The sequence below is a fragment of the Pseudomonas sp. Leaf15 genome (assembly GCF_001421425.1).
Classification (GTDB): domain Bacteria; phylum Pseudomonadota; class Gammaproteobacteria; order Pseudomonadales; family Pseudomonadaceae; genus Aquipseudomonas; species Aquipseudomonas salomonii.
On the sequence record NZ_LMKI01000023.1, the window covers coordinates 389576 to 408341 of the forward strand.

Consider the following 18766-nt stretch of genomic DNA (forward strand, 5'->3'; position numbering starts at 1 on the left):
AAAAAAGGATGAAATGGAGAAGCCAAAACAGTGATGGCACTGTAGCATCACCGCTTTTCTTTTGAGGCCCCCGCGTGAACAAGAAATTTCTATATTGCACTGGCGCGTTCATTCCGTTGGCCGCTGTCGTTTATGCCTTCCCCCTTTACGTCCGTGTTGACCCGTCGATTAAATTCTGGCTTTTCCTTGGGGTTCTGGCGCTCATCGTGATGATCATGCACGTGGCTGCGCACGTTGGCGCACTCGCTGATAACAAAGCGTTTCTGGAGGCAATAAAGCGTCTTCCCACCGTTCGCATCACCCACCGACTGACTCGGGAAAACCTGATCAAGAAAATGCAGGCTGGCGTATTGATGCCCTACCCGGCAAAGCGCGGGCGCCTGCCAGAATGGTTCGCCTATTGGATGGATGGCAAACACCCCGCCACCTGGGTATCCATTGGCAAACCTGAAGACGTCAGCCCTGCTCTGCTGGGGTCCGTTCGTCAAAAAGAATGGCCCATGGCAATTTCGTTCCATGTGCCAAGTACAGACATCGTGATGCCACCTGGTTTTCTGAAACACCTGTATGGCTGCTACCAACAGCGGCTGCTCAATACGGTGAAGATCCCACACAACGCCGATCTGTATAAACGCGTCGGGAAAAATTGGCAGTTGCTGAGCCTTCAGGAACGCCAAGCACTGTACGCTCCGGTTGCTACGGCGGTGGCGGCTTAACAAAAGAAAGGGATGGATTCATGTCACTGAACATAGGTCCGCCCCTTCTCTCGGCAGCAGAGCATCAGCGCTGGTCGATTTCGATTTTTTGAGTTGGATCGGGGCTGTACTTTTGGCGTTTTAATTGCGGGTCGCCTTTGGCCAGGCAAAAGAAGAATATCTCCGCCTCCCCGCAGCCGCCGCGCATGGCTCGCGCATTCGCTTGACTGCAAATGCGCGAGCCATGCGCGGGGTTGCGGAACGGCTCTCAAATTGCAGGCAATAAAAAACCCCGTAGACGTTAATCTACGGGGTTTTCAAGAGTGGAGGCCGAGGTCGGAATCGAACCGGCGTAGGCGGATTTGCAATCCGCTGCATAACCATTTTGCTACTCGGCCTCAAACGATCAATGCCCTTAATACTGACATTCACCGCATAAAAACTTGAGTGGGCTATAAAACCCTGCCTCTACTCTAACTCATTGAATACATTGAAGTTTTAAATGCTTCGTTGCGTTCGATGGGCGCCATTATGTACGTATTTGCTTTTACCTGCAACCCCTTGATTTCAAAAATATTTCGTATAGCCATCAAGGGGTTGCGGGCCTGCCCTACTCCTGGATGCGTTGCTGCTGATAGTGCGGGTCGGCCTTGATCTGGGCTTCGGTGAAGGGCAGCGCGCGCAGTTTTTTCTCGGAGAAAGCTTGGGTCTGGTCCTTGGCGTGTTTGGACGCGGGGTTGCTGGATTCGGAGAATGCCAACACGCCCAGCGCCTCGGGGCCTTGGTCGTCGAAGGTGACGATTTGCAGGTAGCTGGTGCCGCTGACGACTTCGCGTTTGCCGTCGGCGCGGGGCACGGTTTGCATGGCGTTGTAGATGCCCAATTGTTGCGGGCCGCCGTGCATTGGGGTTTGGCCGCTGACCTGGATGTCGCCCCAGCGGGTGGCCTTGAGTTTACCGACCTCTTCACTGGAGGCCAGCATGGCTTCGCGCAGGGCGTTGGCCACCTCGATACGGTCGATGGCCAGGCCACGGGGTGTGGTCAACGGCTGCGCCGGGTCGAAAGGCACGCGCCAGGCGTCGGGGATTTGTTGCAGGTGTTCGACCAGGTTGATGAAGTGCACCAGGCCGATGCCGCTGTCGAGGTTGGCGTGCTGGTCCCAGGCTTTCAGGCTGGTGCACAGCGGTTGCAGTGCGGCGGCATCAGCGCCCAGGTGTTTGGCGCAGAACTCCAGCAGGTCGGGCATGACCTGGCCGGCGAGGTACACCTCGTTGTCCATCACCATGTTTTGCAGGTCGGCCACGCTGATCGGTTGTTTCTCCAGGGATTGCAGGCGTTGCACGGCAAAACGTGCGCGGGGGCCGAGGCCGATGTGGTCCTGGCTGATCACCGGGGAGAAGCCGGTGAGTGGCGACTTGGGGTTGGCCAGCCACGCCGAGTCGTTGGAGTGTTGCACGTAGTCGGTGCGTTGCAGTTGCGGCAGTTTGTCGGCAGCGAAGATGCCGGGCTGCGCCGCACGCGGGTCAACCTCCCAGGCACAGGCGCTGTGGGCGCCGTCGAGCATGATCATTTGCAGGCCGGCGCGTGGGTCGCTGCATTGCGCCAGTTTGGCGGCGCTGACGTTGGGCACCACCGACAGGTTCATGTACAGGCTCTGGCCCTGGTCGTCGGCGGCCACAGTGTTGACCCACGGAATGCCTTGCAGGGTGTGCACCGAGGTTTGCAGCTCTTTAAGGCTGGTGGCGCGGTTCATCGCGTACCACTGTTGCAGCACGCGGTCGTTACCCAGGTTGGCGTCGCGCAGGCTGAAGGCGTAGTGGCTGTCCCAGTCGAGTTTGCCGGGCCATTGCACCACGGGGCCGAATTGCGAACTGTAGACCGTATGAGTGACCTCTTTGAGGCTGCCATCAGGTTGTTTGACTTGGACCTTCACCGCACGATGCTCCATAGCGATGGATTTTCCGTCCAGCAGATAACGCGTGGAATCCTTCGGATCAAGGGTCAGCCTATACAGCGTGAAATGCTTGGACGTGTCCACCGTGTGGGTCCAGGCCACGTGCTGGTTGAAGCCGATATTGATCACCGGCAAACCCGGCAGGGCTGCGCCCATCACGTCCAGTTGGCCCGGGATGGTCAGGTGCATCTCATAAAAACGCATGCCACCGCCCCACGGAAAATGCGGGTTGGCCAGCAGCATGCCACGGCCATTAAATGAACGATCACGGCCCACGGCCACGGCGTTGCTGCCACGGTCGAGGCTGAAGCGTTGCTGATTGGCTGCTGCCAGTTCAAAGGCCTTCATGCTCGACGGCACAGCGGCAGTGGCTTGAGGCGGCGTGGCGCCGACCAGGGCTTCGGCGAATTGGCCGACACCGCCTTCCACCAGCAGCCTGCGCGTCAGCTTGACCAGGTCTTCCACTACCAGCGGGCGCACCCACGTGGCGGGGCACTGGGTCGGTGCGCCCTGCTCTTTCAGATAGCGGTTGTAGCCGGCGACATAGCCTTCGATGCGCTGCTGCATCTGCGGGGTTTGCGCCTTCCAGAATGCGGCTACCGCCTGGGGCGTGTTCAGCCAGTTGAAAAACACATCACTGGCGAGGTTGTTGCGCTCTTCGAGGGTCGCCTGGTCCGGGCCGAAAAACCGCGCACGCTCGCCGTTCACCGTGACCACTTCATTGGCCAGCAGGCACAGGTTGTCTTGCGCGTACGCGTAACCAATGCCGTAGCCCAAACCGCGCTCATCATTGGCGCGGATATGCGGCACGCCGAAGCTGGTGCGACGAATATCTGCACCAGCCTGTGTCACCTGCTCACGAGCTGAAGCGTTCAGGCTCAGCCCCAGCAACAGCCCTGCCACGCACGCCTTGGACAACCGGTTGGAAATAATCACGCAAGCTCCACAGTCAAATGAACACCCTTACAAGGGGCAACGACCCCACCGTAAGAACGCAGGCAACCGGGAATAATTTAGCCGCTGCGAGTGTTTATTAAACGGCAGTTGACGTGTGACAAAGCGGATACCGACAAAATTTCTACATCCGGGACTTCATGATTTCGCTCGCTCGTTCGTCTTATTCAAATAAGAGCGCCATCATTTTCCTGATCAGGCTCTGATAAGGAGTTTTTTGCATGTACAACCCGCAACCGCCCACGGATGGACATTCACCGGCTGCCGACGCCAATTACGGCGGCGGCGCACAAGCGTTCGGCAAGGCGCCGGAGCACGGCAACCAGCGTATCCGCCATTTGCTCAAGTGCTTCGGTTTGCGCACCAGCCTGATCCGGCTGAAGGTCATCGACGCCCTGCTCACCGCCGCCGACAACCAGCGCACACTGGGCGTGCGCGGCGTGCACAGCCATTTGCTGGAGCTGGGCATCCCGCTGTCGTTTCTCAGCGTGCGTGAGGTGCTCAAGCGCCTGTGCAGCGAGGGCGTGATCACCCTCAATGCCGATAAGAGCTACAGCCTCCATGCCGAGGCTGCCAAAGTGCTCGACGGTCGCGCCTGACGCTTCGGCCTGGCGCTTTAGCAGGCATCAGAAGTTAGGTTTGACCTTACGACGCATGATGCCGTTGATCACCACCACCACGACGGCAATCGCAATCGCCAGGTACTGGAACGTTTTTTCGCTGATCACGCCGGTGTTTTGCAGATAAGACAGGCCAAACATCGACGCCAGTACTGTCAGGGCGATCAGAATCGAATATTTCAAACGTTGCTTTTGGGTCATGACGGGTTCCTGAAGCTTAAGAATGTATCCACTTTGTACCGCCGAGCATGCCAAGCACATACCCGGTTACGGGGATGGCACCGGTTCGGCAGGGTCATATGTTACAGGCGCTGAGAAATTTTGGCTTGTTCCGCGCCTGATTGAACCTGTCGGTACTTTAGAGGATTTGAAAATGCTCCGTCGAATCACGCTGCTGATTCCATTGCTGATCATGCTGACCATGAGCGGCTGCTTCTTTTTCCCACGCGGTGGCGGCGGTGGCTGGCACGACCATCGCTACGATGGCGGCCCTGGCTACGAACGTCGCTGATACCGGACGCCTCTCGCTTTCCAGGACGGAAAGCGAGATGTTCGCCGTTCAGCCAGCATGCACCCAACGCTGATGCAACCACCGCGCAAACGCATCCAGCGCAAACCCCAGCAACCCGATCACCACCACCATCGCCATCAACTCCGAATACGCCAGCCGGTCGCGGGTGTCGAGGATGTAATAGCCGAGCCCCGCACTGACCCCGAGCATCTCGCACGGCACCAGCACGATCCACAAAATGCCGATGGCCAGGCGCACGCCGGTCAGCACATGCCCGACGACGCCGGGAATGATCACCCGTCGCAGGGTTTCCCAGCGCGTGGCGCTCAGGCTTTTACTCAGCTGCAACCAGCGCGGGTCCAACTGGCGTACGCCGGCGGCGGTGTTGAGCATGATCGGCCACACCGCGGCAAACGCCAGCAGGAAGTAGATGGGCTGGTCGCCCACGCCCATCAACATCACCACAATGGGCATCCAGGACAGTGGCGAGATCATCCGCAGAAACTGGAACGCCGGTGTGGTGGCCGCCTCCAGGTTGCGCGAACTGCCCACCAGCAACCCCAATGGCACACCCACCAGCAAGGCCAGCAACAGCCCGACAAAAATACGCTTCAAGCTCACGGCGATGTGCAGGTAGAACTCGCTGCGTCCCAGCAATTCCCACAAGCTGCTGGCGGTTGCCGCGAGCGAAAAGCGCGCCGATAAACCCTCGGCGTCGCCAAACACCTTCACGCCCAACCACCAGAGCAGCAACAAGCCCGCCAAACCACTCAGCCCCAGCCACCAGCCTGGGATTCTGCCGTTGTTCAAACGCCGATCTCCTCGTGCCGTTCATAACCGTCGGGCAAGCCGAAGGTTTTCATGCCGCCCACGGATTCGATGGCATTGCGCACAAAGCGGTCGTCCACCAGGTCCTTGGCCACGAAGGCGGGGTCCAGGTCGGCGAGGAATTTTTTGTCGCCTTCGATCAAGGTGTCCTTCAGGCGTCGCACCAACTCCTCGGTGTAGCTGGGGAATGGGTACGGTTGGAAGTCGATGCGATGCTCGTCCCAGTTGGCATGCTGGATCGCGCCGTCGGCCAGGTACGCGGCACGGTCGGCGGCGGCCGGGGCCAGGACCTTGCTCAACACCGGTTCGGCATGCGGCGTATAGCGATTAGGGCCGTCCTTGGACAAGAGCTTGACCGCCTCTTCGCGGTTATCCCGGGTCCACACCTGCGCCTTGACGATGGCGTTGACCACTTTCTGCGACCACTCCGGGCGGTTGGTCAGGTCATGCTCGTGCATGAACACCACGCAGCACGCGTGGTTGCGCCACACATCGCCGGTAAAGCGCTGCACGCGGCCGACCTGGAGGTTCTCTGCCAGGGCGTTAAACGGCTCGGCGACGATATAGCCATCGATGCGCTTGCTGGCCAGGGCCGGCGGCATGTCCGAAGGCGGCAACACGATCAGGTTAACCTCGTTGGCCGCAATCGCAGAGCCGGCGACACGCGCCACGGGCGTAAGGCCGTTGTCGCGGAACAGTTGCTGCACTACCACGTTGTGGATCGAGTACCAGAACGGAATCGCCACCGACTTGCCGCCCAATTGCTTCACATCGGTAATGCCTGGCGACACGGTCAGGCCCGAACCGCCAACATGGTTCCAGGCCACGACCTTGGCCGGCACCTTGCTGGCGTAGCGCGCCCAAACCGTCATCGGCGACAGCAGGTGAATCACGTTGACCTGCCCGGAAATAAACGCCTCGATGACCTGCGCCCAACTGCGCAACAGCACCGGGCGCTCGGCCTTGATGCCTTCGGCCTCGAACAAGCCGTTGTTATGCGCGACCAGCAAGGGCGTGGCGTCGGTGATCGGTAAATAGCCGATGCGCACCGGTGCGTCCGGCTCACTGGCGGCGCGGGCCTGCAGGCTGCTGAGCAACGGCAAGGCACCGGCGGCACTGAGCACCGCCGAGAGTTTGAGAAAGTCACGGCGCGAGTGCGTGAGGTCATCCAGACACATGTGAAAACTCCTGTTGGTCAATGGGGTGGGGTTGAGGGCGGCTCGCCTGCCGTAAGGTTTTCAGAATTTCGATACGCAGCGCGCCGATGGCTTCGACCTGCTCGTCGCGCGGTTGCGGCAACTCGATGTGCCATTCGCCCAAGGTCCGCGCCGGGCGGTTGCCCAGTAGCAGGATGCGGTCGGACAGCAGCAGCGCTTCGTCAATGTCGTGGGTGATCAACACCGCCGCCGACCCTTGCTCACGGTTGACCTTGAGCAGCAGGTGCTGCATGTCGGCGCGGGTGACTTCATCCAGTGCGCCAAACGGCTCATCCAGCAGCAACACCTGCGGCTGACGGGCCAGGCAGCGGGCCAGCGCGGTGCGCTGGGCCATGCCGCCGGACAACTGCGCTGGAAACTGCTGGCGCGCATGTTCCAGACCGACCGCCGCAATGGCGTGGTCGACGCGCTGGCGGCGCGCCTCAGGGCTCAAGTGCGGCTGACGGGCGAAATCCAGGCCGAAGGCGACGTTCTTTTCCAGGTTCAGCCAGGGCAACAGGCTGGGGTCTTGAAACGCCACGGCCACCCGTGGATGCGGCCCGGTCAGTGGCTCGCCCAGCACCTGCACGCTACCGCCCTGGGGCGCCTGCAAACCGGCCAGCACCCGCAGCAGGCTGGATTTACCCACGCCGCTGGGGCCGAGGATCGACACCACTTCACCTGCCTGCAATTGCAAGTCAAAGCCTTGCAACACCGGCCCGCTGGCATAGCCCAGGCAAATGCCCTGGGCGTTCAATACCGCCTGACTCATAGGTTGGCCTGGCGGTGCAGCTCAGTGCGCAGTTGCACCAGGCTGGGCGTCACGATCGGCACAAAGGCCGACTCGCGCCAGCGCCGCGCAAAGCCGCTGCCATGGGCGGTGAGGTAGGCCTTGCCGCCGCTGGCTTGCAGTTCCAGTTGCACCGCGCTGGCGGCGGTTTCGGCCAGGGCGATACGCAGTTTGAACAAAGGCACCGGCTCGGCGGCGAAACGCCCGGCGAGCAGGCCGCTTTTCAGTTCTGTGACCAGATGATCCAGGGTGACCCGCAGGGCTTCGAGCTCGTCACGCAGCACCGTGCGTGAGGCGCCGAGGTGGTTGGCGACTTCCGCCAGGGAGCGTCGCGCCAGGCCGATGGACATGCCGCACTGCAAGCCCAGGAACGCCGGGCGCACCGCCGGCAGAAACTTGCGCGCATCCTCATGCAGCAACCAGTCGCGGCTCAGCTCCACGCCTTCCAGGCCCAGGGCCGCCGTGTTGCTCGATTGCAGGCCCATCAGCTCCAGGTCACGCGAACGCTGCAGGCCTGCGACCGAATCCGGGATCGCCAGGATAAACGGCGCGCCGCCGCCGGCATGCTCGATCGCCGCCGCCGCAACAAAACCGTTCTTGCGCAGGTTGGTCACCCAGTGCAGGCGACCGTTGAGGGTCCAGCCGTCTTCGGTCGGCTGCGCGCTGATTTGCAGGGTTTCGATGCCGGACAAAAACTTCATGGCGTTCGACAGCCCGGTGGCCCCGGCCAGCTTGCCGCTGAGCAAGTCCGGCAGCAGTTGCTCGCGCAGGCGCTCATTCGGGCTCTGTAACAAATATTCGATAAAAGAGCGCTGGCCCCAGCACACAAACGCCGCCGCCAGGGAATGGCTGGCGACATTGGCGATGGCTTCCACCGCGCCGGTCACATCACCGCCCAGCCCGCCCAGCGCCTTGGGCACGCCGATGCTTAATACATTTGACTCTGCCAGCCGTGGCAGCACTTCCTGTGGATCGCAACTGCCCACATCCAGGGCCTGCGCTTGAACATCGAGCCAACGGCTCAAGATTGGGTCAAGCATTCAATTCTCCTTTTTACAGCAGGTGGACCATCGCCGATTCAGCTTGCCGGTTTTTCCCAACGGTACTGCGCCAGTTCCGGGTTCAGCGGGGTACGGGCAAACACGTTAGCGAAGTTGCACAGGGTTGCCAGGCTGACGCCCAAAATAACTTCCAGCGCCTGGCCATCGGTATAGCCGGCGGCGCGGAACGCTTCAAAACCCGCGTCGCTGACATCGCCACGGGTGGCGATCACTTCGCGGGTGAAGGCGGCGAGTGTCTCATAACGGGCGTTGGGCAATTCACCGCGCTGGCGCAGGGCGTCAATCACGTCTTCGGGCAGTTTGGCCTTATTGCGCGCCACGGCGGTGTGGCCGGCCACACAGAAATCGCAGCCGTGGGTGGTGGCGGCAATCAATTGCACCACTTCGCGGTCGGCCAGGGTCAGCTCCGACTTGGCGTTGAGCCCGGACACGGTGATGTAGGTTTCCAGCGCCGCCGGTGCATTGGCCAACACGGCGAGCAGGTTAGGGATGAAACCCGAGCCCTTGAGCGCGTTTTCCAGAAAGGGCTTGGCCGCTTCCGGGGCGGTTTCGGGGGTGAGCAACGGTACACGGGACATGGAGTGGTCTCCTGATGGGTTCATCACCTAAGTCTGTTGGTTATAAAAAAACGCCTCAATAGGCTAAAGTAGCGATTACTTGCTCTAGAGTCTTTCCGTTAGATGAATTCGTCCAGTGCACTCGTTGATTGGTTATTAGACAGCCTCGAACTCAACACCAGCCTGTTCCATGTCGGCCGCTATTGCGGCGCGTGGCACGCCAGCACCCATGGGCTGGCCAGCGCGAGTTTCCATCTGATTGTGCAGGGCCAATGCTGGTTGCATATTGACGGCGAACCCCTTCCCCAACACCTGAATAATGGTGATGCGGTGTTTCTGCTGCGTGACCTCGAGTATCGGCTGTCTGGCGAGGCTACGGCCGCAGCCGCGCAGGAAAGCCCGCGCCGACCGATGCTGGCACTGGACAGCAACGCCGACGATGGCGTCGGCCTGGTCTGCGGCTTTTTTCACTTCCATTCCGGGTTGTCGGCAATGATCGTCGACGGCCTGCCCGCCTGGATCATCCTGCGCGCCGGCGACCCATCGCTGACCGCTGCGCGCAATCTGTTCGAATTGATCCTGCAAGAGTGCGAGCGCGTCCCGGCGCCCTCCTCGGCACTGCTCGAACGTCTGTGCCATTTGTTGTTTCTGTATGTGTTGCGTCAGCAGGTCATCGATAACCCCGAACTGGGCGGCTTGGCAGCGCTGGGCCGGCAACCGGCGTTCACCGAACTGTTGGAGCAATTGATCGCCCGCCCGGCAGACCCATGGACCCTGGAAAGCATGGCCGCCTGCACCGGCTTGTCCCGCTCGGCGTTCTTCAAACGCTTCAGCGAACTGTGCGGGCAATCGCCGGGGCACGTGCTGTTGATGATGCGCATGCGCCATGCGTGCCGTCTGTTCAAAGAAAACATGACCGTGGCCGATGTGTCGCTGGCCGTGGGTTATCAGTCGGTGGCGGCGTTTACGCGGGCGTTTCACAAGACCACCGGCCAGCAGCCTGGGGCTTATCGCAAAGGGCAGTTGCAGAATTAGCAAACAGGGAAGTCGGTTTGTTTACCATCGTCTGTAAGAAATGGAACTGTGTTGCGGGTTAATTCCACACAACGGGTCCATTACCCCCAGACCTTGGAACTATGACTCCGACCTCGCTCGCTTACGCCCCGCAGTCCGGCAACCGCGTGAACACGCACCACACAACAGCCCTTGCCCCACGATAATCCATTTATAACGCTCCAGATTTTTATGCCCCCGGGAATGGCCGAACTCGAACCAAAACCGAGACCTTACTCGATGATGGCTACGTAAAAATCACCCAGCAGGCCAAATGGGACATCTATGCCCAACCGCCCAAAATCGAGCGCGTCACCCTGACCCTGGAAACCGGTAACGCCGCCGACACGCTCCATGTCGGCAACAACCCTGACGGAAGTTTGCAGGTGCAGATCAATGGCAAGTCATACCCTTTCGACGCAAAGGGTAAAAACGGTGAGCCCATTGAGCTGCACATTAAAACCAATGGCGGGCCAGACCACGTAACCATCAGCACAATAGTCAATAACCCCGTCACGTTTGGAGGCGGTGATGGGAATGATACCTTTATCGCCGGGGCAGGCAGGACCAGGGCACTGGGTGGCGCAGGTGACGACAGGCTTTGGCTGGGTTCAGGGCGAATTCCTGCGCAGCTCGCCCAATGGGCAAAAAATACTGGCGGATATGGATAAGGAAGCCCCGAAAGCTGGCGCCAAAGTCACCATCCAGAAAGCAACCGTTGCAAACAGCTACTCGTTTCGCAGTTTTGAACTAGGTCGAGTACCGAGTGCGCTGTTCAAGAAAATCGACCTTGATGACCCACGATACGGCAGGGTCATTGGCAACAAACCCGGGTCACGTGCTGATGCGGGGGCGGTGAATTACGATCCGATGGATACCGGTGACGAACGCTTTTTTACCCCACCAGTCGTCAACTTGGTCCATGAAATCGGTCACGCCTACAATGGCGCTACAGGCACGAATCTGCCTGGCTACACCTTGGACCGTTCAGCGTCCAATCCTGCCATTACCGATTACATCCACAACACAGAGTTTCAGGTCGTCGGCTTACCGGGCAGCACCGCGCAGCCTTTTGACTTCGACAACGACCCCTCTACCCCGCCCACCACCATCAATCCCGAACACTTCACGGAAAACGGCATGCACCGTGAAATGGGCCGGCCTTTACGCAAGAGCTACCTGGTCTGACCCTCCACGGTAGAGCGTCACCGGGCATAGGCCAGGTGATGCTTGAAAACATCGAGGCGCGAACGAAATATCCAGTCGCAAGCTCTGCGCGGTTGCCAGGAACGCTCTTGCATCGATCGCCCACGTAAGAGGAGCCCTGACATGCTGTCAGGTTTATACCTTGGTTATTGAGAAGGACATCACCATGCTCTCTCCCTACGCTCACGCCCCAGCAACCGCGCGTCACCTAGTGCCAAGCGTCGAGCCGGTCAAGCCCAAAGCTTCACCCTATGATCCACCCGCCGATCTGGCACCAGGCGCGCGCGAAGTCAGGACACACATTCTGCTCCAAAAAGACAATGTGACCTTTAGCCGGGAAATCACCTGGAGCGCGGCGTACCCCGATAAACCGAAGATTGTTGCCAATCAACTTCTGGTGGAAACCGGTAACGACGCCGACACCATCCGTGTGCGCAGCTGGCCAGGGGACAAATTGCAGTTCATCGTTAATGGCCAGTCGTATGTGGTTGATATCCCGCCACAACAAAGCTTTAACAACAGCCTGCTCATCAAAACAAATGGCGGTGATGACAGCGTCATCATCGATGATGACGTCAAGCATTACGTGCTCATTGAGGGTGGCGATGGCAACGACACACTCCAGGCCGGCGGAGGCGTTACCAGCCTCTCCGGGCAACGCGGTAACGACACCCTGCGGCTCGGCAGTAACTTCGGCTATGCAGAAGGTAACGAAGGAAATGACAGGCTCTACGGTGGCACCGGCAACAGCGTCCTGATCGGCGACGAGGGTGACGATGTTCTCGAGGCCGGGTTCAGCGATGCGCACAAATGGAACAAGCTGGAGGGTGGCGATGGCAACGACACACTCATGGCCGGTAGCGGAGACAATTATCTGCATGGCGGCAACGGTGATGACCGCTTGTGGGGCTATGACCGCACGCACTTTTTTACCGGCGAGGGTAACGACCGCATCCTGCATAACTCAAGCCAGGACAGCATTGTCGCCGGGGCCAACGATCAGTTCGACCGCACCCAAGGTTCAACTTTTACTGAGGTGAAGCCGGGCAACGCTGGCCAATAGATTTGTTGGGATAACAGCGCGTCCATTCGGTGACCTTGCGCAGCAAACGCCAGCAGGGTCACCGCTCACCCAACCACATTGCACCATCGTACCTAAAGCTCCTCCTCCTCAAGCCGATAGCCCTACGAAGCTTTAACAAAGCCGCGTCGATAATAACGCTTCGTAAGGACGACCCCCATGCCTCCACTGCGCTCCATCCAAACCCGCTACACCCTGTTCCTGGTGCTGTTCGTCCTGCTGATATTGGTGTTGACCGTCGTCGGTATCGGCCAGTTGGTGGCCCCCACGCTGCGCCATACCGAAGAACAGGTGGTGCTCAACCGCGTCGCCGAAGTGGCTGAGCGCATCCAGGGCGAACTGAACAAGGTTCAAGCCCAACAACGCAGCATCACCCAAACCATTCCCCTGCTCGACAGCGATGCCATCGACAAAGTGCTGCCCGGCCTGGTGGACCAGTATGGCGAGCTGAAAGTCTTCGGCGGCGGTATCTGGCCACTGCCCAACCAGCGCGCGCCTGGGCTCAACAAGTTCAGTACCTTCTGGCACCGCGATGCGTCGGGCAAGTTGGCGGTCAACACGTTCTGGAACAGCGACGCTGCGCCCAACTACTACGACCAGAGCTGGTACAAAGGCGGCCTCGCCTCTCCGCGCGGCCAGTGCGCCTGGGCCGCCGCCTACAAGGACGACGCCAGCCAGGAGCCACGCACCAACTGTGCCATGGCCATTCAGCGCGATGGCGCAGCCTATGGCGTGGCTACCATTGACGTCACCCTGGGGTTCTTCAATGAGCTGGTAGCCAGCAAGGAAAAAGACATCGGCGGCCAGATGCTGATCGTCGAAGGCGATGGCAAGATCATCAGCAACAGCTCGCGCATCAGCGGCCCGGTGGTGTTGAAGAACATCAGCGAACTGGTCGGCACCTCGGCGTTTGCCGCCCAGGTGAGTAAAGCCCTGGCCCACCGCGACCAAGGGCTTGTACGCACCGAGTTCGACAACCAGGGCGTGGCCAGCACCTTCTACCTGCGACCGATCGAGGGAACGCCGTGGTTCCTCGCCACCGCCCTGCCCACCTCGTTGATCACCGCCCAGCGCGATGACGTGCTCGGCAGCCTGGCCCTGATACAAATCCCCATGGTGTTGCTGCTGGTGCTGCTGGCCGCTTTTGCGATCCGCCAACTGGTGCAGCGCATGAAGTCGTTGAAGACCAATATCGATGCCTTGTCCGCCGGCGACGCTGACCTGACGCGGCGCATCACCATTCGCGCCGAAGACGAACTGGGCGCCATCGGCCATTCGGTCAACCACTTTATCGTCTACTTGCAGAACATGATTGGTGAAGTGACCCAAGCCACGGGCGCCATGTCATCGAGCCTGGCGCAGTTGCAGCAGACCTCGGCCCACACCAACCAGATCCTGGTGCGCCACGCCTCGGAGACCGACCAGACCGTCACCGCCATCACCGAAATGAGCTCGACTGCCGACACCGTCGCGCAAAACGCGGCGGAAACCGCCTCGTTCACCCAGCGCGCCAACGAGCACGCCGACCGCTCCCGCGTGGTGGTGGGCGAAGCGTCCACCAGTGTCAGCGCGTTGATCGGCGAAGTCGCCAGCGCCACCCACACCGTGGAGGCGATGCGCCAGGACGCTGCACGCATCACCGAGACCCTCGGGGTGATCGGCGCGATTGCCGGCCAGACCAACCTGCTGGCCCTCAACGCGGCGATTGAAGCGGCGCGGGCCGGTGAGCAAGGCCGTGGTTTTGCGGTGGTGGCCGATGAGGTTCGGGCGTTGGCGGCGCGCACCCAGGCCAGCACCTCGCAGATCAATGAGATGCTCGCGCGCCTGACCACCGGCGTGAGTTCGTCGGTGGCGGCCATGGAAAACACCCAGGCCAGTTGCCAGTCGGCGGCCGACGCCACGGCACGGGTGAACACCGGGCTGGACGAGATGGCTGGTTCCGTCAGCCATATCAATAACCTCAGCACCCAGATCGCGACGGCGGCCGAGCAGCAAAGCGCGGTGACCGAGGAGATCAACCGCAGCATGGTGCAGATCCGACAGATGGTCGACGAGTTGGTAGAAAGCGGCCACGCCACGCAAACCAACACCCAGAGCCTGTTGGACGCCAATGGCCGGGTCATTGCGTTGATGGGCCGCTTCAAGGTGCGCTGATAAAAGACTGAGACACTCCCGTGCAATGCGCGGGAGTGGGACTATTCTGACAGTTCTCAGGACAAACTCTCGCCACACAGGAGGTGTGTCATGCACGCAGCTGAGCATTCGGTCCGCTTGGAGCGGATCAGTCAGGAACGCTTCATCCAGGCCCCGATCGAGGTCATCTACGACTACGTGACCCAGCCGGATCGCTGTCACGAGTGGCACCCCACCTCCCTGAGTGCCGACACCGGCACCACCGGTTCACTGCCGGCCGGCACGCGCTTTACCGAAATCATCGACTTGCTGGGCGTGCGCGTCCCCATGAGCTATCGCGTACAGGTCGCGCGCTGCCCCAGTGAATTCAAGACCGTGTTCACTTCCCTGGCGGTAGACGGTTCGATTCACTACTTCCTGCAACCCCACCGTGGCGGCACGCTGTTCAAGCGGGTGCTCACCTACGAGACCGAGTTGCAACTGCCCACCTTGCACGCGCGCATGGTCGAGCTGTCGGCCAATGCGCTGGAACAGCTCAAGCGCCGCCTTGAAAACGCGGCTTTCGTATAATTTAGAAACATTACTGACACCCCTCTCACCCTGTGGGAGCTGGCTTGCCTGCGATGACGTCGTCATGATCGCCGCAAAATCCCGACGCCGTCCTCTTGCCCACGAGACCCGCATGAAAAACCCGTTGCGACTGGCCTTACTCTGTGCCCTGTTCACCACTACCCTGGCCCAGGCGGCCGACCTGATCCCAATCGACGTGCACCGCGACGCCAACTGCGGTTGCTGCAAAAAATGGATCACTCACCTTGAGTCCAACGGTTTCAAGGTCAACGACCACGTTGAAGCCGACATGAGCGCCGTCAAGCAGCGCCTGGGCGTAGCACCGCGCCTGGGCTCGTGCCATACCGCCGTGATCGACGGCAAGTTCGTCGAAGGCCACGTGCCCGCCGAGCAGGTGCTGGCGTTGCGCAAACGCGATGACCTGCTGGGTATTGCCGCCCCCGGCATGCCCATGGGTTCGCCCGGTATGGAAATGGGCGACCGGCGCGAGGCCTACCAGGTCATCGGCCTGACGCGCGACGGTCAGGATGTAGTGGTGGCCGACTACCCGGCCCGTTGATTCATGCTCGCCGGTTACCTGGGGCTGTTTTTCGCCGCCTTTGGCGCGGCAACCTTGTTACCGCTGCAATCGGAAGCGGTGCTGGTGGGCTTATTGCTCAGCGGCCACTACAGCCTGTGGCTGCTGTTGGGTATTGCGACGGTGGGCAATGTGCTGGGGTCGGTGGTCAATTGGTGGCTGGGCCGCTGGGTTGAACACTTTAAGGATCGTCGCTGGTTTCCGGTCAGCGCAAAGCAGCTCGACAAGGCCAGCCGCCATTACGAACGCTGGGGGCACTGGACGTTATTGCTCAGTTGGGTGCCGATCATCGGTGACCCACTCACCTTGGTCGCCGGGGTCATGCGCGAACCGCTGTGGCGGTTTTTGCTGCTGGTCACGCTGGCCAAGAGCCTGCGCTATGGCGTACTGGCGGCGCTGACCTTGCACTGGGTGTTAATCCCCACTTAATCCCCTCGCAACAGCATCCGGGCATTCCCATCGGAGCCCTTCCATGTCTCTCATTCGCGCCTGTTGCATCGCCGGCCTGCTGACGGCAAGTGCCGCTACTGCCCTTGCCAGCGCCTATGGCCCCGAGCTGCAAGGCTTTCAATACCCTTACCCGGTCGAACATTTCAGTTTCCAGTCCCAAGGCAAAACCCTGCAAATGGGTTATATGGACGTGCCTGCCAAGGGCCGTGCCAATGGCCGCAGCGTGGTATTGATGCATGGCAAGAACTTCTGCGGCGCGACCTGGGACGATTCGATCAAGGCCTTGAGCGCAGCGGGTTACCGCGTGATCGCGCCGGACCAGATCGGGTTCTGCACCTCCAGCAAACCGGACCACTACCAGTACAGCTTCCAGCAACTGGCGATCAACACCCATCAACTGCTGGAAAAACTCGGTATTCAGAAGGCCACCCTCATCGGCCATTCCACCGGCGGCATGCTCGCCACCCGTTATGCACTGCTGTATCCGCAGCAAACCGAGCAGTTGGCGCTGGTCAATCCCATCGGCCTGGAAGACTGGAAAGCCCTGGGCGTGCCCTATCGCAGCGTCGACCAATGGTATGAGCGCGAGCTGAAACTCAGCGCCGACGGCATTCGCCAGTATGAACTCAACACTTACTACGTCGGACGCTGGAAGCCGGAATACGAGCGTTGGGTCGACATGCTCGCAGGCCTGAATAAAGGCCCCGGCCACACCCAGGTCGCATGGAACTCGGCGCTGATTTACGACATGATCTTCACCCAGCCGGTGTACTACGAGTTCAAGGACTTGCAGATGCCCACGCTGCTGCTGATCGGCACCGCCGACACCACCGCCATCGGCAGCGATATCGCGCCGCCGGCGGTCAAGGCCAGGCTCGGTCACTACGACGTGCTGGGCAAACAGGCAGCCAAGCTGATCCCCCATGCGACCCTGGTGGAATTCCCGGGCCTGGGCCATGCACCGCAGATGGAAGAACCGGCGCAGTTTCATCAGGCTCTGTTGCAGGGGTTGAACGCCCTTTAATCCAACCTTTTTCGAGGCACTCGTGAATGTCGGTACAAATCGCAGTCATTGATGATTGGCAGAATGTAGCCAGTGGTGTGGTGGATTGGTCGGCACTGGCGGCGGTGGGCCAGGTGCACTTTCTGCACGATTACCCCGCCGATACCGCCACGATGGTCGAGCGTTTGCAGGCGTTCGACGTGATTTGTGTGATGCGCGAGCGCTCGACCTTCGATCAGGCCCTGTTGCAAGGCCTGCCCAAGCTGAAACTGCTGGTGACCGGCGGCATGCGCAACGCGGCCATCAACATTGCTGCCGCTAAAGCCCTGGGCATCCAGGTGTGCGGCACCGACAGCTACAAGCAGGCGGCGCCGGAATTGACCTGGGCGCTGATCATGGCCTCGACCCGCAACCTGCTGGCCGAAGCCAACTCACTGCGCGCCGGCGGTTGGCAGGTCGGCTTGGGCGGCGACCTGTATGGCAAAACCCTGGGTGTTCTCGGGCTGGGCAGCATCGGCCAGAAAGTCGCCCAGTTTGGCCAGGCATTCGGCATGCGCGTGATCGCCTGGAGCGAGAACCTCACGCCGGAGCGTGCCGCCGAGGTGGGTGTGAGCTGGGTCAGCAAGCGTGAGTTGTTCGAGCAGGCGGATATTCTGAGCGTGCACCTGGTGCTCAGCGAGCGCAGTCGCGGCCTGGTAGATGCCCAGGCGCTGAGCTGGATGAAGGCCAGTGCGCGTTTGGTCAATACATCACGTGGGCCGATTGTGGATGAGCAGGCGCTGATCGAGGCGTTATCAGCCGGGCGACTGGCAGGGGCCGCGCTGGATGTGTATAGCGAAGAGCCACTGCCGGTTGATCATCCCTTCCGGCGTTTGCCCAATGTGTTGGCCACGCCGCACGTTGGGTATGTGAGTGAACAGAATTATCGGCAGTTTTATCAGCAAATGATCGAAGACATCCAAGCCTGGGCCAGCGGGACGCCGATTCGCAGCCTGTAAGCGGTATGGCAAGCAGGCTTTTCCTGGCATGCAGGATTTTTGGGGCAAGCAGGCCTGTTGTGGCGAGCAGGCTTGTTGTGGCGAGCAGGCTTGCCCTGCGTTGGGTTGCGCAGCAGCCCCATAATGAACACACCCGACCTACCTGATGCACCGAATGGGCCATTTGGGAGCGCTGCGCGCTCCAACGCAGGGCAAGCCTGCTCGCCACAACAAGCCTGCTCGCCACACATAGGCCGTTCGCCACTATTGCCCCGGCCGTTCTCGCAAAATCACAGCAATTGCGAACGGTGCATATCGTTACAAGTTTTTTGTCCTACAAAAAACGCCTATAAACCATACAGGCGCTGGGATCTGTCCTAGACTCATGACCGATGGGTCCGTTCCAAAACAAAAACCCCGCAAAAAATCGAAACTTTACAACTCTGCCGCAGGTCAAGTTTTTAAGGGAGGCGAGCGCAGGCGATTCAGCCGAATGCCCGTCCATCCACTCTTTTTTCGCAATGAGTGCAACTGGCATACGCCTTGCCAG

General features: G+C 60.4%; 19 protein-coding genes and 1 tRNA gene. 12 read left to right on the forward strand and 8 right to left on the reverse strand.

The genetic code is table 11. From position 1 onward, the window contains the following. Positions 1–74 precede the first annotated feature (74 nt). A complete protein-coding gene (locus ASE80_RS18040; protein ID WP_056860130.1) occupies positions 75–716 on the forward strand; it encodes a hypothetical protein in 642 nt (213 codons plus the stop codon). A gap of 303 nt (positions 717–1019) precedes the next feature. On the opposite strand, the gene ASE80_RS18045 is transcribed toward ASE80_RS18040, so the two are convergent. Beyond that, positions 1020–1093 (reverse strand) — tRNA-Cys (locus ASE80_RS18045). A gap of 212 nt (positions 1094–1305) precedes the next feature. Then, positions 1306–3585 carry a bifunctional acylase PvdQ gene (gene pvdQ, locus ASE80_RS18050; protein WP_056860131.1) on the reverse strand — a complete coding sequence of 760 codons (2280 nt, stop codon included), beginning with the start codon at positions 3583–3585 and terminating at the stop codon, positions 1306–1308. A gap of 239 nt (positions 3586–3824) precedes the next feature. On the opposite strand from pvdQ, the gene ASE80_RS18055 reads away from it, so the two are divergent. Then, positions 3825–4202, forward strand: a complete 378-nt coding sequence (locus tag ASE80_RS18055) for a hypothetical protein (RefSeq protein ID WP_056860132.1) — start codon at positions 3825–3827, stop codon at positions 4200–4202. Positions 4203–4229: 27 nt separating this feature from the next. Here ASE80_RS18055 and ASE80_RS18060 read toward each other — a convergent pair whose 3' ends face one another. After that, a complete protein-coding gene (locus tag ASE80_RS18060; RefSeq protein ID WP_056860133.1) occupies positions 4230–4424 on the reverse strand; it encodes a hypothetical protein in 195 nt (64 codons plus the stop codon). A gap of 172 nt (positions 4425–4596) precedes the next feature. On the opposite strand from ASE80_RS18060, the gene ASE80_RS31140 reads away from it, so the two are divergent. Beyond that, positions 4597–4734, forward strand: coding sequence for a hypothetical protein (locus ASE80_RS31140; protein WP_162843025.1), 138 nt, complete (start codon positions 4597–4599; stop codon positions 4732–4734). Positions 4735–4782: 48 nt separating this feature from the next. Here the strand turns inward: ASE80_RS31140 and ASE80_RS18065 are convergent, their stop codons facing one another. Genes ASE80_RS18065 through ASE80_RS18085 form a run of 5 tightly spaced genes read right to left on the reverse strand, consistent with a single transcriptional unit; the run spans position 4783 to position 9187 of the window. Then, positions 4783–5544: an ABC transporter permease gene (locus tag ASE80_RS18065; RefSeq protein ID WP_056860134.1), complete on the reverse strand. Its 762-nt coding sequence runs from the start codon at positions 5542–5544 to the stop codon at positions 4783–4785. Continuing rightward, positions 5541–6740 carry an ABC transporter substrate-binding protein gene (locus ASE80_RS18070; RefSeq protein WP_056860135.1) on the reverse strand — a complete coding sequence of 400 codons (1200 nt, stop codon included), beginning with the start codon at positions 6738–6740 and terminating at the stop codon, positions 5541–5543. The genes ASE80_RS18065 and ASE80_RS18070 overlap by 4 nt, the downstream gene beginning before the upstream one ends. Then, positions 6727–7530: an ABC transporter ATP-binding protein gene (locus tag ASE80_RS18075; protein WP_056860136.1), complete on the reverse strand. Its 804-nt coding sequence runs from the start codon at positions 7528–7530 to the stop codon at positions 6727–6729. Before ASE80_RS18075 ends, ASE80_RS18070 begins: the two co-directional genes overlap by 14 nt. After that, positions 7527–8588 (reverse strand): acyl-CoA dehydrogenase family protein, encoded by a 1062-nt coding sequence (locus tag ASE80_RS18080; protein ID WP_056860137.1) that lies wholly within the window; start codon positions 8586–8588, stop codon positions 7527–7529. The genes ASE80_RS18075 and ASE80_RS18080 overlap by 4 nt, the downstream gene beginning before the upstream one ends. A 38-nt stretch (positions 8589–8626) precedes the next feature. Beyond that, positions 8627–9187 carry a carboxymuconolactone decarboxylase family protein gene (locus tag ASE80_RS18085; protein ID WP_056860138.1) on the reverse strand — a complete coding sequence of 187 codons (561 nt, stop codon included), beginning with the start codon at positions 9185–9187 and terminating at the stop codon, positions 8627–8629. A gap of 102 nt (positions 9188–9289) precedes the next feature. Here ASE80_RS18085 and ASE80_RS18090 point away from each other — a divergent pair, with 102 nt between their 5' ends. From ASE80_RS18090 to ASE80_RS18130, 9 genes are all read left to right on the forward strand, one after another. Next, positions 9290–10201, forward strand: coding sequence for an AraC family transcriptional regulator (locus ASE80_RS18090; protein ID WP_056860139.1), 912 nt, complete (start codon positions 9290–9292; stop codon positions 10199–10201). Positions 10202–10750: 549 nt separating this feature from the next. Beyond that, positions 10751–11407: a M91 family zinc metallopeptidase gene (locus ASE80_RS18095; protein ID WP_082463643.1), complete on the forward strand. Its 657-nt coding sequence runs from the start codon at positions 10751–10753 to the stop codon at positions 11405–11407. Positions 11408–11591: 184 nt separating this feature from the next. Continuing rightward, complete coding sequence (locus ASE80_RS18100; RefSeq protein ID WP_236708847.1) at positions 11592–12488, forward strand: calcium-binding protein; 897 nt, start codon at positions 11592–11594, stop codon at positions 12486–12488. A 177-nt stretch (positions 12489–12665) separates the two neighbouring features. Beyond that, positions 12666–14660, forward strand: a complete 1995-nt coding sequence (locus ASE80_RS18105) for a methyl-accepting chemotaxis protein (protein ID WP_056860142.1) — start codon at positions 12666–12668, stop codon at positions 14658–14660. Between the two features lie 90 nt (positions 14661–14750). After that, the gene (locus ASE80_RS18110) at positions 14751–15209 is read left to right on the forward strand and encodes an SRPBCC family protein (RefSeq protein ID WP_056860143.1); all 459 of its coding nucleotides are present in this window, start codon (positions 14751–14753) and stop codon (positions 15207–15209) included. Between the two features lie 112 nt (positions 15210–15321). Beyond that, the gene (locus ASE80_RS18115; RefSeq protein WP_056860144.1) at positions 15322–15768 is read left to right on the forward strand and encodes a DUF411 domain-containing protein; all 447 of its coding nucleotides are present in this window, start codon (positions 15322–15324) and stop codon (positions 15766–15768) included. A 3-nt stretch (positions 15769–15771) separates the two neighbouring features. After that, positions 15772–16215, forward strand: coding sequence for a YqaA family protein (locus tag ASE80_RS18120; protein WP_017138910.1), 444 nt, complete (start codon positions 15772–15774; stop codon positions 16213–16215). 43 nt (positions 16216–16258) lie between these two features. Continuing rightward, entirely contained in the window at positions 16259–17260 is a 1002-nt protein-coding gene (locus ASE80_RS18125) for an alpha/beta fold hydrolase (protein ID WP_056860145.1), read from the forward strand. A 26-nt stretch (positions 17261–17286) separates the two neighbouring features. Beyond that, the gene (locus ASE80_RS18130; protein WP_056860146.1) at positions 17287–18237 is read left to right on the forward strand and encodes a D-2-hydroxyacid dehydrogenase family protein; all 951 of its coding nucleotides are present in this window, start codon (positions 17287–17289) and stop codon (positions 18235–18237) included. Positions 18238–18766 lie beyond the last annotated feature (529 nt).

What these genes read in the sequence shown, in the direction of transcription:
- ASE80_RS18055 (WP_056860132.1), top strand. Translation starts at nt 3,825, where the DNA reads ATGTACAACCCGCAACCGCCCACGGATGGACATTCACCGGCTGCCGAC.
- ASE80_RS18060 (WP_056860133.1), bottom strand. Translation starts at nt 4,424, where the DNA reads ATGACCCAAAAGCAACGTTTGAAATATTCGATTCTGATCGCCCTGACA.
- ASE80_RS31140 (WP_162843025.1), top strand. Translation starts at nt 4,597, where the DNA reads ATGCTCCGTCGAATCACGCTGCTGATTCCATTGCTGATCATGCTGACC.
- ASE80_RS18070 (WP_056860135.1), bottom strand. Translation starts at nt 6,740, where the DNA reads ATGTGTCTGGATGACCTCACGCACTCGCGCCGTGACTTTCTCAAACTC.
- ASE80_RS18075 (WP_056860136.1), bottom strand. Translation starts at nt 7,530, where the DNA reads ATGAGTCAGGCGGTATTGAACGCCCAGGGCATTTGCCTGGGCTATGCC.
- ASE80_RS18080 (WP_056860137.1), bottom strand. Translation starts at nt 8,588, where the DNA reads ATGCTTGACCCAATCTTGAGCCGTTGGCTCGATGTTCAAGCGCAGGCC.
- ASE80_RS18085 (WP_056860138.1), bottom strand. Translation starts at nt 9,187, where the DNA reads ATGTCCCGTGTACCGTTGCTCACCCCCGAAACCGCCCCGGAAGCGGCC.
- ASE80_RS18090 (WP_056860139.1), top strand. Translation starts at nt 9,290, where the DNA reads ATGAATTCGTCCAGTGCACTCGTTGATTGGTTATTAGACAGCCTCGAA.
- ASE80_RS18095 (WP_082463643.1), top strand. Translation starts at nt 10,751, where the DNA reads ATGGGAATGATACCTTTATCGCCGGGGCAGGCAGGACCAGGGCACTGG.
- ASE80_RS18100 (WP_236708847.1), top strand. Translation starts at nt 11,592, where the DNA reads ATGCTCTCTCCCTACGCTCACGCCCCAGCAACCGCGCGTCACCTAGTG.
- ASE80_RS18105 (WP_056860142.1), top strand. Translation starts at nt 12,666, where the DNA reads ATGCCTCCACTGCGCTCCATCCAAACCCGCTACACCCTGTTCCTGGTG.
- ASE80_RS18110 (WP_056860143.1), top strand. Translation starts at nt 14,751, where the DNA reads ATGCACGCAGCTGAGCATTCGGTCCGCTTGGAGCGGATCAGTCAGGAA.
- ASE80_RS18115 (WP_056860144.1), top strand. Translation starts at nt 15,322, where the DNA reads ATGAAAAACCCGTTGCGACTGGCCTTACTCTGTGCCCTGTTCACCACT.
- ASE80_RS18120 (WP_017138910.1), top strand. Translation starts at nt 15,772, where the DNA reads ATGCTCGCCGGTTACCTGGGGCTGTTTTTCGCCGCCTTTGGCGCGGCA.
- ASE80_RS18125 (WP_056860145.1), top strand. Translation starts at nt 16,259, where the DNA reads ATGTCTCTCATTCGCGCCTGTTGCATCGCCGGCCTGCTGACGGCAAGT.
- ASE80_RS18130 (WP_056860146.1), top strand. Translation starts at nt 17,287, where the DNA reads ATGTCGGTACAAATCGCAGTCATTGATGATTGGCAGAATGTAGCCAGT.